This is a genomic window from Pseudomonas sp. S3E17 (assembly GCF_024168685.1).
Taxonomy (GTDB): Bacteria; Pseudomonadota; Gammaproteobacteria; order Pseudomonadales; family Pseudomonadaceae; genus Aquipseudomonas; species Aquipseudomonas marginalis.
In genome coordinates, this window is the sequence record NZ_JALJWE010000001.1 from 6,043,215 (window position 1) to 6,056,675 (window position 13,461).

Consider the following 13,461-nt stretch of genomic DNA (forward strand, 5'->3'; position numbering starts at 1 on the left):
CCCCCAGCCCGGCTGGGCTTCAGCCAGTTGGCACACTCCCTGCTCTACCCCTTGGGCAAGCGCACACAGCGCGCTCCTCAAGGTAAACGCAGATGATCCACTGGCATATCGTGTGTGACTTCGACGGGACCATTACCCCCACCGATGTCATCGACAACGTCCTCCAACGCTTCGCCGGCCCCGAGTGGGAAACCATCGAACAGGAATGGCTGGATGGGCATATCGGTTCCCGCGAATGCCTGAGCCGTCAACTGGCGCTGATCAAGGCCACCCCAAGTGAACTGCTGGCGTATTTCGACAGTGTCGAGATCGACCCGGATTTCCCCGACTTCGTCGATCACGTGCTCGGCCTGGGCGCTTCCCTCGAAGTGGTCAGCGACGGCATCGAACAGGGTATTGCGCGGATCCTGTCGCGCAACTACGTGACCTTGCTGCCGATCCTCGCCAACCGCCTGCGCCAGGTCGACCAGAACAGCTGGCGCATCGACTTCCCGTATGCCAGCGATGCGTGCCGTGCGGCGTCCGGCAACTGCAAGTGCAAATCCACCCCGCGCAACAAGCGCGTGCTGGTGATCGGCGACGGCAAGTCGGACATGTGCGTGGCCTCCACCGCCGACTTCGTATTTGCCAAAGGCAGCCTCGCCCAGTACTGCGCAGCCAACAACATCCCTCACGCGCGCTTCGACACCTTCGCCGAAGTGCCTGCGTTGCTGGCCCGCCTGCCTCAGGGCATCGCCGCCAACGCCACCACCTTCAACACCTCTTCTGACAATCAGGAACTCTTCCATCATGTCTGATATCCGCATCGCTACCGCCGAAGACCAGATCCTTCTGGATAAAGAAGCCAAGTATTGCTCCTACGGCGACACCGTTCACTACATCGAGCCACCGCGTATTTTCAGCCGGTGCGAAGGCTCCTACGTGTGGGACACCGAAGACCAGGCCTACCTCGACCTGCAAATGTGGTACTCGGCCGTCAACTTCGGCTACGCCAACCCGCGCCTGAACAATGCGCTGAAACAGCAGATCGACACCCTGCCGCAAATCGCCAGCCAGTACCTGCACAAAGGCAAGATCGAGCTGTCGGAAATGATCGCGGTGGACGCCAAGAAAAAATTCGGCCTCGACGGTCGCGTGCACTTCAACGTCGGCGGCTCGCAGTCGATCGAAGACTCCCTGAAAGTGGTGCGTAACGCCACCAACGGCAAAAGCCTGATGTTCGCCTTCGAAGGCGGCTACCACGGCCGGACCCTCGGCGCCTCGTCGATCACCTCCAGCTACCGCTACCGTCGCCGCTACGGCCACTTCGGCGAGCGTGCGCAGTTCATCCCGTTCCCGTACCACTTCCGCGGTCCCAAGGGCATGACCAAGGAAGAGTACGGCAGCCATTGCGTGCAGCAATTCGCACGCCTGTTCGAGACCGAATACAACGGCGTGTGGGACCCGAAAGTCGGGCAGAGTGAATACGCCGCGTTCTACGTCGAGCCGATCCAGGGCACCGGCGGCTACGTGATCCCGCCGATGAACTTCTACCGCGAACTCAAGCATGTGTTGGATCAGCACGGCATCCTGATGGTGTCCGACGAAATCCAGATGGGCTTCTACCGCACCGGCAAACTCTGGTCCATCGAACACTTTGACGTCCAACCGGACGTGATCGTCTTCGGCAAGGCGCTGACCAACGGCCTCAACCCACTGGGCGGTATCTGGGCCCGTGAAGAGTTGATCAACCCGAAGATCTTCCCGCCAGGTTCGACCCACTCCACGTTCGCCTCCAACCCATTGGGCACGGCGGTGGGCCTGGAAATGTTCAAGATGACCAACGAAGTCGACTACGGCGCGATGGTCATGGCCAAGGGCAAATTCTTCCTCGAAGGCCTGCAGGACCTGCAGAAACGTTTCCCGATCATCGGCGACGTCGACGGCCTGGGCCTGGCCCTGCGCTGCGAAATCTGCGGCCCGGACGGCTTCACGCCGGACAAGGCGACCCTGGACTACATGGTCGAAGAAGGCATGAAAGGCGACATGGTCGTCGATGGCCGCAAACTCGGCCTGATCCTCGACGTGGGCGGCTACTACAAAAATGTGATCACCCTGGCACCGTCCCTGGAAATCAGCTACCCGGAAATCGAACTGGGCCTGAAGCTGCTCGAGCAACTGCTGGTACGGGCGACCCAACGGTGAGCGCCGCCGGGATCGACCTCGGTGAAGGCAGCGCCGGTTTCGTTCTCGGTGAAGGTCCGGTCGGGATCCTGTTGATCCACGGCCTGACCGGCACCCCGACGGAATTGCGCCAGGTCGCCAAGGGACTGGCCAAGGCGGGTAACTGCACGGTGTACGTGCCCACCCTGGCCGGGCACTGCGGTGACAACAGCGACCTGCAGGCCACCGGCTGGCTGGACTGGTACGAGGGCGTGCGCAAGACCTTCGTGCAGGTCAGGCAACGCCACGAGCAGGTGTTTGTCGGTGGCTTGTCCATGGGCGCGGTGATGTCGATGTACGTGGCTGCCGAGCACCCTGGGCAAGTTGCCGGGCTGTTGATGTATTCCACCACCCTAAAGTACGACGGCTGGAGCATCAACAAGCTGGCATTCCTCACGCCACTGCTGATGAAAATTCCGTTCGGCGTGCATATATGCCGCTTCGAAGAGAAGCCGCCCTACGGCATCAAGAACGAACGCCTGCGGGCAATCGTCGAGCGGCAGATGAAGGAAGGGCAGAGCAGCGAAGCCGGTTTGCTGACTATGGAAGGCATCACGGTGCGCGAGTTGCACCGCATGAACGCCGTGGTCAGGAAACGCATGCCCAAGGTCAAGGTGCCGGCCCTGGTGCTGCACTCCCTCGAGGACGACATCACCAGCCGCTGGAATGCCGATTACGTGGAGCGTCACCTGGGCGGCCCGGTGACCAAGATCCTGCTGGACAACTGCTACCACATGATCACCGTCGACCTGCAATACCGCCGGGTCATCGAGTTGAGTGCCGACTTTGTCGAACGGCACACCGCGTTTGTGGACGCCGGCTTACTGGGTGGCGAGCGTGCTTGTTGTGTTGAGCTGGCTTGCTGTTGTGAGCGGGGCAAGCCCGCTCACCACAGCAAGCCAGCTCACCACAATGAGCCGCTCACCACAGCAAGCTCGCCAGCCATAACAAGGGAAACGATGTGATCACCACCCAAGCCTTCCCGACCATCCGGGCCCTCCAGCGTAGCGCCTGGAACGACTGTTTTCCCGGTGCCCTGGAAGACTGGGATTATTACGTCGCCGTGGAAAATGCCGCCATCGATGATTTCCAATGGCGCTACCTGGCGGTTTATGACAATGGAACGCTGGTGGCCGTGGCTGCCGCGTTCATCACCCATTATCGCCTCGACACCACGGTGTCGGGCGCCGGCAAGCGTTTGGCCGAACGTGTGGAGCGGCTGTGGCCGGGTGTTTTGCAATTGGGCCTGTATGCCATTGGCTCCCCGGTGGCCGAGCGTTGCGACGCCGGGGTGGCCAGTGGCGTGCCCGAGTCGCGTCGCCCGTTGTTGCTCAAACACTTGCTGGAGGCCGCGCGCCGGGATGCCGATGATTTCGGTATCGGCCTGCTGGCGGTCAAGGATGCACCCAGCCAGGACCCCCATTGGCTCGACAGTTGCCGGGTGGCGGGTTTTCAAAGCATGCCGGGATTGCCCACCGGAGTGTTGCCGCTGCCATACGGCTCGGTGGACGCCTACCTCGGCTCGCTGGGCAAATCCACCCGCAAGGACTTGCGCCGCAAGCTGCGTGCACCTGGACCGCGGGTGGAGTGGCGCGGCAATATCGATGACGTGCTGCCCGAGATCATGCGCCTGTATGAAGCCACGCTGACGCGCGCCGAGTTGCAGTTCGAACGCCTGCCTGCCGGCTATTTCACCGGCGTGCTGGAACGTCTTGGCGATCGCGCCTTCTGTGTTCTTTACTGGGTCGACGAGCAGTTGGTGGCGTTCAACCTGCTGCTGCTGGATGAGCACCGGCTGGTGGACAAGTTTTTCGCCCATGACGTTGCGTTCAGCCGTGACTACAACCTGTACTTCCGCAGTTGGCTGACCAACGTCGACTACTGTATTCAACACAATATTGCGGTGTATGAGTGCGGCCAGGCCGGCTATGCCAGTAAGCTGCGCCTGGGCTGCGAGTTCCAGGGCAACAGTGTGTTTTTCCGCCACCGCAACCGGCTGGTCAACGGCCTGCTCACGCTTGTAAAACTGTTTATTCGACCGGATCGTTCCGACCCTGCCATGGCTGCTGCGATAAGCGAAACCTGATGATCACCAAGACCCGCCAGAAAGCCCGCCCCTTTGCCATTTCGCGCTGGAGCGTCCAGCGCAAGCTGGTGCTGGCGTTCTGGCTGGTCAGCGTGATTCCCACCATGATCGCGGCGGAGCTGGCGGCGACCACGCTGTCGCAGATTTTCGACAGCAACGTGCGTATCTGGCTGCAGGAATCGACCAAGATCGTCAAGGACGAGATCGGCGACATCCTTCACGACAACGCGCGCATGGCCAAGCTGTTCCTGCGCTACACCAGCCCGCCCTCGAGCCGGCAGGCGGCCAAGCATGACCGGCTGACCGCAGACATCGCCGATGCCACCGACATCGACGTGGTGGCGCTGATCCGCACCAGCGATCAAAAGGTGGTGTTCAGCACCGCCTCCGATGACATCGTGAAACAGATCAGCCTGACCAGCAATGCGGTGCTGCAGACCGTACAAGTGGCGGGGGTGAGCACCGGGATTGTGGTCTCGACCTTCGAAACCAGCCAGGACGGGGTCGACTACCGCCTGTTGGTGGCGACCTACCTGGACAGCAGCTTTCTCACCAGCGTGGCCGATGTGCATTCCCTCGACCTGCGCCTGTACCTGGCCAACCCCGAGGGGTTCTCGGAGATATTTTCGACCCAGCGCTTCGTGGACCATCCTGCGCGCATTCCGAAAAGTGTCGAGACCGCGATGCGCAGTACCAAGCAGCCCAGCGAGCAGTTCACCAACAGCTACAGCGGGTTGTACTGGCCGATCTTCAATGACGCCGGTGACCTCCAAGGCGTGATTTTCAGCGGCCTGCTGCGCCATACCAGCCTGGTGGGGCTGGTGAACCAGAGCAATCTGTTCGTGCTGATTTTCCTGCTCAGCTCGGCGCTGTCCCTGGCGGCGGGGGTGCTGGTGTCACGGCGCCTGACCAAGCCGTTGCGGGACTTGTCCGAAGGCGTGGGCGCGGTGATCTCAGGCAACTACACGCACCGCGTGCTGGTCAGTGGCGGCGATGAACTGGCGCAATTGAGCAGCACCTTCAACCATATGACCGAGCGCCTGGGCGAGCTGCACCACCTCGAAGCCCAACTGCGCCGGCGCGATCGCCTGCATGCCCTGGGTGAAGTCGCCATGGGCCTGGCCCATGAGATCCGTAACCCGTTGGGCATCATCAAGACGGCCACCCAGTTGTTGCACCGCCGCGTTGACCTGCCGGACGCCGACAAGCGCCACCTGGAATATGTGATCAGCGAAGTCAGCCGCATCAATGACTTGATCACCGAGTTCCTCGACTTTGCCAAACCCAACCCACCGTTGCGCGTGCTGCAGCCGGCCCGTCCGCTGGTGGAGGAGATCCTGGGCTTCTGCGCGCCGGAACTGGCCAGCCATAACATCGACGCGCAGATCGACGACCAGGCACCGGGGGCGACGATCTACGCCGATGCCAAGCAACTCAAGCAGGCCTGCCTCAACCTGATTCTCAACGCCATCGATGCCATGCCTGAAGGCGGGCGCCTGACCCTAGGCATCCGCAGCGAGGGCGACAACACCGTCATCGCCATCGCCGACACCGGCCAGGGCATCGCGCCGGAGATGATCGAGCGCATCTTTACGCCATTCGTCACCACCAAGGCCTCGGGCACGGGCCTGGGCCTGGCCAAAGTCTATTCGATCATGGAAAGTCACGACGGCAGCATCGAATGCGCCAGCGAAAACGATGCCGGCGCCACCTTCAGCCTGTACATTCCAGCGACAGGCGAAGACGACGAGGACAGTCATGACGCATAACATTCTGGTAGTCGACGACGAACCCAAACTCTGCGACCTGCTGGCGTCGGCCCTGGGCCAGAACAACGTGCAGGTGTTCATTGCGGGCAACGGCCTGCATGCGCTCAAGGTGCTGGAACAGGAAGACATCGACCTGGTGATCAGTGACTGGCGCATGCCGGGCATGGACGGGCCGGCCTTGCTGGCCGAGATCAAGGTGCGTTATCCCCACGTGCCGGTCATCGTGATGACTGCCTACAGCACGGTGAAAAACGCCGTGCAGTCGATGCGCAACGGTGCCTACGACTACATTGCCAAACCGTTCGATATCGACGAGCTGGACATCACCGTGGCCAAGGCCCTGCAGTTTCGCGACATCATGCGCGACAACGCGCGCCTGCGCGCCGAGCTGGATGAGCAGGCGCAGTTCGACAGCCTGGTGGGCGACAGCCCGGCGTTTCGCAAAGTGCTGCAGGCGGTGGATTCGGTGCGCGACAGCAGTACCACCATCCTGCTGACCGGCGAAAGCGGCACCGGCAAGGAAATGGTCGCCCGCGCCATCCACAAGCACGGCAGCCGTGCCGACAAGCCGTTTGTGGCGGTCAACTGCGCGGCGATCCCCGAAGGGTTGCTGGAAAGCGAAATGTTCGGCCATCGCAAGGGCGCGTTTACCGGCGCCGTGTCTGACCGGGTCGGGCGCTTTCAGCAGGCCGACAAGGGCACGCTGTTTCTCGATGAAGTGGGCGATATGCCCCTGGCATTGCAGGCCAAGATCCTGCGCGCCTTGCAGGAGCGGGTGATCGAGCCGGTGGGCGACCCCCGCGAGCGCAGGGTGGATGTGCGGGTGATCGCCGCCACCAACAAGAACCTGCTGGAGGCGGTGGCCAACAAGGAGTTTCGCGAAGACCTGTATTACCGCCTCAATGTGTTCCCGATCCCGCTGCCGGCCCTGCGTGAACGCGTGGAAGACATCGCGCCCCTGGCCCGTCACTTTGCCCGGACCCTCAGCGCCACTGCCGGCAAGCGTATTACCGGCTTCAGCCCTGAAGCGTTGCAGGCCATGGCCGCGTATCACTGGCCGGGCAATATTCGTGAGCTGCAAAACTGTGTGGAGCGCGCGACCATCGTGGCAGCCACGCCCGTGATCGAAGACGTTGATTTGCCAGGTTATCTGTTTGCTTCCAAACCCAGCGAAGGCGGCGTGACCGCGATCCTCAGCGACGGGCCGGGGATTCCCCAGGACCTGGATGCGGCGCTGGCGGAGGTGGAGAAGGCGTATATCCTGGCCGCCTTGCAGGAGAGCAACGGCGTGCAGGCTGCGGCGGCGGCGAAGATCGGGATTTCTGAGCGCAGTTTCTGGTATCGCCTGAAGAAGCTGGGCATCCAGGTCGACAAGATTGTCCGCTGACACACCGCTATCGGGGGCAAGCCCCCTCCCACATTTGTATTGAGTGGTGTCAGGCGTGGACGCGTACCCACACGCTCACCAACACCGTCGCGGCCATCAGCCACGCTACCGCCGCGACGGCTAAAGAGGCCTCCAGCCGCATGCGGTCCACCATCACATACAACGTCCCCAAATACACAAAGTAGGGAATGATCGACCACATCCCGAACAGGATGGTGGTCTTCAAATCGTCCAGCGAGCGGCCCTTGCCGACGATGTAATGGGCGATCAACGCAAAGGTCGGAAACAGCGGCACCAGCCCGGCGATGTAGTAGTTCCTGGTCTTGGCCAGCGCCGCCAGGATCAGCACCACCGCCGCGCCCAGGGCGGCTTTCAAAAAAAGATCCATCAGTGGCTCAACCCGTATTTCTTGACCTTGTCGAACAGGGTGGTCTTGGCCATGCCCAGTTCCTGGCTGGCCTGGGTCAGGTTGCCGCCGCTGCGTTGCAGGGCATCGCTGAGCAGGTTGCGTTCAAAGGCTTCCACCGCTTCGGTGAACGCCAGGCCTTGGCTGCCGCTGCTGGCACCGCTTTTCTTGAAGGCGGGCAGGCCGAGGGCGAAGCGTTCGGCGACGTTGCGCAGTTCGCGTACGTTACCGGGCCAGTCGTGGCTCATCAGGCTGGACAGGGTCTGGTTGTCCAGTTCCGGCGCGGTGCGGTCAAAACGCAGGGATGACTGCTGCAGGAAGTGTTCGAACAGCTGCAGGATGTCTTCGCGGCGCTCGCGCAGGGGCGGCAGTTCCAGGGTCACCACGTTGAGGCGGTAGTACAGGTCGCTGCGGAACTGGCTGGCGCGACTCAGTTCGTCGAGGTCGGACTTGGTGGCGGCGATCACCCGGCAATCCACGGCCACGCTCTGGTTCGAGCCCAGGCGTTCCAGGGTGCGCTCCTGCAGCACTCGCAGCAATTTGATCTGCAGGTTGATCGGCATGCTTTCCACTTCATCGAGGAACAGCGTGCCTTCATGGGCGTGTTCGATCTTGCCGATACGGCGCTTGCCGGCGCCGGTAAAGGCGTTGGCTTCGTGGCCGAAAATCTCGCTTTCGAACAGGTTCTCCGGCAGGCCGCCGCAGTTGAGGGCGACGAACTGGTGGGCGTGCCGGCGGCTGAAATCATGCAGGCAACGCGCGACCAGCTCCTTGCCGGTACCGGTCTCGCCTTCGATCAGCACGTTGGCCGAGGTGTCCGCGACGTTGGCGATCAGCTCGCGCAGGTTCTGCATGGCCGGCGAGCGACCGATGATGCGGCCTTCCAACGAATCCCGCTCAGCCAACTGGCGGCGCAGCGACCAGACTTCCCGCGCCAGCCCGCGTTGTTCCAGGGCGCGGCGTGCGACGTCGACCAGGCGCTCGGGGGAGAAGGGTTTCTCCATGAAGTCGTAGGCGCCATTGCGCATGGCGCCGACGGCCATGGAGATGTCGCCATGCCCGGTGATCAGCACCACCGGCAGGCTTTTATCCAGGGCCTTGAGACGGGTGAGCAGTTCCAGGCCGTCGATGCCCGGCAGGCGAATGTCGCTGATCACAATGCCGGCGAAGTTCTCGCCGATGCGTTTCAACGCTTCTTCGGCACTGCCCACGCCCACGCTGGGGATATCTTCCAGCGCCAGGGCCTGTTGGCAGCCGAGCAGCACATGGGGGTCGTCTTCAACGATCAGCACGGTGAGGTCTTGAGGATCAATATTCATGTCGACTCAGCTTGTTGAGCGCCCACCAGCGGCAGGCTCAGGACAAAGGCAGTGCCACCGCCGGCCGGGTGCTCCACGGCGAGGGTGCCGCCGGTGGCCGCCGCGAGGCTGGCGGAGAGGGTCAGGCCCAGGCCCAGGCCTTGCTCGCCGGGTTTGGTGGTAAAGAAGGGTTCGAACAGATGCTTGCGCGCCTCGGCGTCGATGCCGTGGCCGTTGTCGCGTACCAGCAGGCGGTATTTGCCCTCGGCGGCGCTGCCTTCCAGCCACAACTCGGGAGCCGGTTGTGCCTGCATGGCGTCGAGGGCGTTGCCGATCAGGTTGACCAGGATCTGTTCCAGGCGCGTCTGGTCGATCTGCAATTGAGCCGGGGCAAAGTTACGGTGCAGGCTCAGCGGCAGGCTGTCCAGGCGTGGGCCGAGGACCTGGAACGCGGCGTCCACGGCCTTGGCCAGGCTGGCTTCGCCCTGGTCATCGCCGCGTCGGGCAAAGGAGCGCAGGCTGGCGGTGATACGGCCCATGCGGTCGATCAGTTCGTTGATGGTCTTGAGGTTGGCGCTGGCAGTGTCCAGCGCGCCGCGTTCGAGGAAGCGCACGGTGTTGCCGGACAAGGTGCGCAGCGCGGCCAACGGCTGGTTCAGTTCATGGGCGATGCTGGTGGACATCTGGCCGATGGCCGCCAGCTTGCCGGCCTGTACCAGTTCATCCTGGGCGCGGCGCAGGGTTTCCTCGGCCTGGCGCCGTTCGCGGATCTGGCCCTTGAGCCGCTCGTTGCTGGCGCGCAGGTCGGCGGTGCGTTCGGCGATCCGCCGTTCCAGCTGGCTGTTGGCTTCCTGCAAGGCTTCCCGCGCAGCGAGGCGGGTGGCGATGACTTTGCGCCGCTCGTTCCAGGCAATCAGCAAAAACGCGACGAGGCCAAACGCGACTGCCACCAGGATGCCCTGGTTGATCGCCGCGCGGCGCAGGTCGTTGAGCGGGGTGAGCAGGGTGAAATTCCACGGTGTGTCGTTGAGTGGACGGGTTTGCGCCAGGTAGCTGACTTCGTGCTCGTCGTTGACCACTTCAGTGTTGGCCGGGAAGGTCAGCTTCTCGCTGCGTTCATTCAAGCGCTCACGGGCCAGGGGTTCCAGTTCGTTGAGCGTGGCCCAGTAATATTGCAGGCTGTGGGCCAGGCGATCCTTGGTCTCGTCGCTCAGCGGTCGCACCGCCTTGAGGCGTCGAGCCGGGTCGCTGGAGAGAATGATGATGCCGTTCTCGTCGCTCACAAAGGCTTCGAGGCGCGCGCGTTGCCAGCGCTCTTCCAGGGCTTCGAGGCGCACTTTAACCACCGCTACGCCGATGATCTTGCCGTGTTCTTCCAGGCCATGGGCCAGGTAGTAGCCGGGTTCGCCGTTGGTGCTGCCGATGCCGTAGAAACGCCCGGGCTGGCCGCGCACGGCATTCTGGAAATAGGCGCGAAAGGACAGGTCTTCACCCTGGTAACTGTCGGCATCGCGCCAGTTACTGGTGGCCAGCACGCGGCCGGTGGTGTCCATCACGTAGATGGCCCGACTGCGACTGCGTCGGTTCAGGCCTTCGAGGTAGTCGTTGACCGTTTTGCGGGTTTCCTGGTTCGGCTCGGCCAGCAGCTTGGAGACGCTCGACTCCAGCTCCAGCAGGCTGGGCAGGTAGGTGTATTTGCTGATTTCACTTTCGACGGTGCGGGCATGCAGCTCCAGCTGGCGTTCGCCGTTGTCGCTGAGGGTGCGGATGCCGTAGTACTCACTGATCCAGAAGCCGATATAACCCAGGCCGATCATCAGGGCGATGATCAACGGCGGCAGGAACAGTTGGCGAATCAGACGAGGTTTCACGGCAAGTGATGGCGGTGCGGCGCGATAGAGGTTGGGGTCGCATTTCATCACAGATGCCTTGGGTCAACCAGTTGTGGCGAAGGGGGGCGCCCCTTCACCACAGCTGGGTGGTACTTAGTGCTGCAGGATTTTCTCAAGGAAGTGCTGCGCGCGCTCGGAGCGGGCGCTGATGTCGCCGAAGAACTCTTCCTTCGGGCAGTCTTCGATGATCTTGCCGGCGTCCATGAAGATCACGCGGTCGGCCACTTTGCGGGCAAAGCCCATTTCGTGGGTGACGCACATCATGGTCATGCCTTCCTGGGCCAGTTGCACCATCACGTCCAGTACTTCGTTGACCATTTCCGGGTCGAGGGCCGAGGTCGGTTCGTCGAACAGCATGACGATCGGGTCCATGGCCAGGGCGCGGGCGATCGCCACACGTTGCTGCTGGCCACCGGAAAGCTGGCCCGGGTGCTTGTGGGCGTGCGCCGACAGGCCGACGCGCTCAAGCAGTTGCAGGCCTTTCTTGGTGGCTTCTTCCTTGCTGCGGCCGAGCACCTTGATCTGTGCGATGGTCAGGTTTTCGGTGATGGTCAGGTGCGGGAACAGCTCGAAGTGCTGGAACACCATGCCCACGCGCGAACGCAGTTTCGGCAGGTTGGTCTTCGGGTCGGCGATGGAGGTGCCGTCGACGATTATGTCGCCTTTCTGGAACGGTTCCAGCGCGTTGACGCACTTGATCAGGGTGGACTTGCCCGAGCCCGATGGCCCGCACACCACGATCACTTCGCCTTTTTTAACCTCGGTGCTGCAATCGGTCAGCACCTGGAAGTCGCCATACCACTTGTTGATGTTCTTGATCGAGATCATACGGCAAACCTTTTTTGCAGACGCTTGACCAGCAGCGAGGCGGAAAAGCTGATGATGAAGTAGACGACACCGGCGAAGATCAGGAACTCATTGGAGCGCCCGATGATGTCGCCGTTGGAACGGGCGGAGTTGAGGAAGTCCACCAGGCCCACGGTGTAGACCAGCGAGGTGTCCTGGAACAGGATGATCGACTGTTGCAGCAGCAACGGGGTCATCTTGCGGAACGCCTGGGGCAGGATGATCAGGCGCATGGTCTGGCCATAGGTCATGCCCATTGCCTGTGCCGCCGCCATCTGGCCCTTGGGGATCGACTGCACGCCGGCCCGCACGATCTCGCAGAAGTACGCCGCCTCGAACATCATGAATGCCACGACGCAGGAGGTGAACGCGCCGATCGGGGTGTCTTCGCCGGTGATCCAGCGCAGCACGAACGGCACCGCCAGGTAGAACCAGGTGATCACCAGCAGCAGCGGGATCGAGCGGAAGTAGTTCACATAGGCGCCGGCCACCCGGGACAGCAGTTTGCTGGACGAAAGGCGCATCAGTGCGAGGATCGTACCCAGCGCGATACCGCCGATCACGCCCATGACCATCAGCTTCAAGGTCATGACCATGCCGTTCCACAGGCCCGGGATGGCGGGGATGATGCCGCTGAAATCGAGTTCCATTATTTACCCCCCACGGAGATCAGGCCGGGCACGGCGACTTTCTTCTCGACCACGCGCATCAGCAGCATCAGGCTCATGTTCAGGGTGAAGTAGATCAGGGTGGCCAGGGTGAAGGCTTCAAACAGGTTGGCCGAGAACTCGGCGGTCTGTTTGGTTTGCGCCAGCAGTTCCATCAGGCCGATCAAGGACGCCACGGAGGAGTTCTTGAAGACGTTGAGGAATTCCGAGGTAAGCGGCGGAATGATGATCCGGTAGGCCTGGGGCAGCAGCACGTTCCAGTAGATCTGCGGCAACTTGAAGCCCATGGCACGTGCAGCGGCCTCTTGGCCCCGTGGCAGCGCCTGGATACCGGTACGCACTTGCTCGCACACACGGGCAGCGGTGAACAGGCCCAGGCACACGACAACGCTCAGGTAGGCCGAGGTGGTCGGGTTGAGGTCCTGCTTGTACCAGTCCTGCAGGTTCTGCGGCAGCAGGTCGGGTATCAGGAAGTACCAGATGAACAGCTGCACCAGCAGCGGCACGTTACGAAACAGCTCCACGTAGCAGGTCGCGATGCCTGATACGAGGCGGTTTGGCACGGTGCGCATGACCCCCAGAATGGAGCCCAGCAGCAAGGCGATAATCCATGCCACGACAGCGATGGCGATGGTCCAGCCCAGGCCGGCGATGTACCAGTCGAGATAAGTCTCGCTGCCCACGCCGGTGGACTTGAAGAACACGCCCCAGTCCCAGTTGTAATTCATTAGGGTCTCCCCTCGAGATCGATCGATGTACAAGCACCCGCTTGGGGAAAGTCCATTCCCGCCCGGCGATGAACGCCAGGCACACGCGATCGGCTCGAAAACCGCCCGGTCGAGTGTTCCAAAGTATAGCCAGCAGGTAGTAACAGACGCCTGAGGGAGGGTAGGCTCCCTCAGACGAT

12 protein-coding genes are annotated in these 13,461 nt (G+C 62.2%); 6 read left to right on the forward strand and 6 right to left on the reverse strand.

Annotated elements, in window-relative coordinates; genetic code table 11:
- Window positions 1–92: 92 nt before the first annotated feature.
- From J3D60_RS27280 to J3D60_RS27305, 6 genes are read left to right on the forward strand one after another with little or no spacing between them, the layout of a single operon-like run.
- Window positions 93–797 carry an MtnX-like HAD-IB family phosphatase gene (locus tag J3D60_RS27280; protein ID WP_027604610.1) on the forward strand — a complete coding sequence of 235 codons (705 nt, stop codon included), beginning with the start codon at window positions 93–95 and terminating at the stop codon, window positions 795–797.
- Window positions 790–2,184, forward strand: coding sequence for an aspartate aminotransferase family protein (locus J3D60_RS27285; protein ID WP_027604609.1), 1,395 nt, complete (start codon window positions 790–792; stop codon window positions 2,182–2,184). Before J3D60_RS27280 ends, J3D60_RS27285 begins: the two co-directional genes overlap by 8 nt.
- Window positions 2,181–3,167 (forward strand): alpha/beta fold hydrolase, encoded by a 987-nt coding sequence (locus tag J3D60_RS27290; protein WP_253493452.1) that lies wholly within the window; start codon window positions 2,181–2,183, stop codon window positions 3,165–3,167. The genes J3D60_RS27285 and J3D60_RS27290 overlap by 4 nt, the downstream gene beginning before the upstream one ends.
- Complete coding sequence (locus tag J3D60_RS27295) at window positions 3,164–4,288, forward strand: GNAT family N-acetyltransferase (protein WP_253493453.1); 1,125 nt, start codon at window positions 3,164–3,166, stop codon at window positions 4,286–4,288. Before J3D60_RS27290 ends, J3D60_RS27295 begins: the two co-directional genes overlap by 4 nt.
- Window positions 4,288–6,057 carry a HAMP domain-containing sensor histidine kinase gene (locus J3D60_RS27300; RefSeq protein WP_092356323.1) on the forward strand — a complete coding sequence of 590 codons (1,770 nt, stop codon included), beginning with the start codon at window positions 4,288–4,290 and terminating at the stop codon, window positions 6,055–6,057. Before J3D60_RS27295 ends, J3D60_RS27300 begins: the two co-directional genes overlap by 1 nt.
- Window positions 6,047–7,444 (forward strand): sigma-54 dependent transcriptional regulator, encoded by a 1,398-nt coding sequence (locus J3D60_RS27305; protein ID WP_065938690.1) that lies wholly within the window; start codon window positions 6,047–6,049, stop codon window positions 7,442–7,444. Before J3D60_RS27300 ends, J3D60_RS27305 begins: the two co-directional genes overlap by 11 nt.
- A 49-nt stretch (window positions 7,445–7,493) precedes the next feature.
- Here J3D60_RS27305 and J3D60_RS27310 read toward each other — a convergent pair whose 3' ends face one another.
- The 6 genes from J3D60_RS27310 to J3D60_RS27335 all read right to left on the reverse strand — a co-directional run bounded on the left by J3D60_RS27310 (window position 7,494) and on the right by J3D60_RS27335 (window position 13,282).
- Window positions 7,494–7,832, reverse strand: a complete 339-nt coding sequence (locus J3D60_RS27310) for a GlpM family protein (protein ID WP_253493454.1) — start codon at window positions 7,830–7,832, stop codon at window positions 7,494–7,496.
- Window positions 7,832–9,169, reverse strand: coding sequence for a sigma-54 dependent transcriptional regulator (locus J3D60_RS27315; protein WP_065926532.1), 1,338 nt, complete (start codon window positions 9,167–9,169; stop codon window positions 7,832–7,834). Before J3D60_RS27315 ends, J3D60_RS27310 begins: the two co-directional genes overlap by 1 nt.
- Complete coding sequence (locus J3D60_RS27320) at window positions 9,166–11,067, reverse strand: sensor histidine kinase (RefSeq protein WP_141156878.1); 1,902 nt, start codon at window positions 11,065–11,067, stop codon at window positions 9,166–9,168. The genes J3D60_RS27315 and J3D60_RS27320 overlap by 4 nt, the downstream gene beginning before the upstream one ends.
- Before the next feature lie 66 nt (window positions 11,068–11,133).
- Window positions 11,134–11,868, reverse strand: coding sequence for an amino acid ABC transporter ATP-binding protein (locus tag J3D60_RS27325; RefSeq protein WP_027604602.1), 735 nt, complete (start codon window positions 11,866–11,868; stop codon window positions 11,134–11,136).
- Window positions 11,865–12,536, reverse strand: a complete 672-nt coding sequence (locus J3D60_RS27330; RefSeq protein ID WP_027604601.1) for an amino acid ABC transporter permease — start codon at window positions 12,534–12,536, stop codon at window positions 11,865–11,867. The genes J3D60_RS27325 and J3D60_RS27330 overlap by 4 nt, the downstream gene beginning before the upstream one ends.
- The gene (locus tag J3D60_RS27335) at window positions 12,536–13,282 is read right to left on the reverse strand and encodes an amino acid ABC transporter permease (protein WP_024073702.1); all 747 of its coding nucleotides are present in this window, start codon (window positions 13,280–13,282) and stop codon (window positions 12,536–12,538) included. Before J3D60_RS27335 ends, J3D60_RS27330 begins: the two co-directional genes overlap by 1 nt.
- Window positions 13,283–13,461: the final 179 nt, after the last annotated feature.

Coding starts and splice junctions, on each gene's coding strand:
- J3D60_RS27280 (WP_027604610.1), top strand. CDS start 93: ATGATCCACTGGCATATCGTGTGTGACTTCGACGGGACCATTACCCCC.
- J3D60_RS27285 (WP_027604609.1), top strand. CDS start 790: ATGTCTGATATCCGCATCGCTACCGCCGAAGACCAGATCCTTCTGGAT.
- J3D60_RS27300 (WP_092356323.1), top strand. CDS start 4,288: ATGATCACCAAGACCCGCCAGAAAGCCCGCCCCTTTGCCATTTCGCGC.
- J3D60_RS27305 (WP_065938690.1), top strand. CDS start 6,047: ATGACGCATAACATTCTGGTAGTCGACGACGAACCCAAACTCTGCGAC.
- J3D60_RS27310 (WP_253493454.1), bottom strand. CDS start 7,832: ATGGATCTTTTTTTGAAAGCCGCCCTGGGCGCGGCGGTGGTGCTGATC.
- J3D60_RS27315 (WP_065926532.1), bottom strand. CDS start 9,169: ATGAATATTGATCCTCAAGACCTCACCGTGCTGATCGTTGAAGACGAC.
- J3D60_RS27320 (WP_141156878.1), bottom strand. CDS start 11,067: ATGAAATGCGACCCCAACCTCTATCGCGCCGCACCGCCATCACTTGCC.
- J3D60_RS27325 (WP_027604602.1), bottom strand. CDS start 11,868: ATGATCTCGATCAAGAACATCAACAAGTGGTATGGCGACTTCCAGGTG.
- J3D60_RS27330 (WP_027604601.1), bottom strand. CDS start 12,536: ATGGAACTCGATTTCAGCGGCATCATCCCCGCCATCCCGGGCCTGTGG.
- J3D60_RS27335 (WP_024073702.1), bottom strand. CDS start 13,282: ATGAATTACAACTGGGACTGGGGCGTGTTCTTCAAGTCCACCGGCGTG.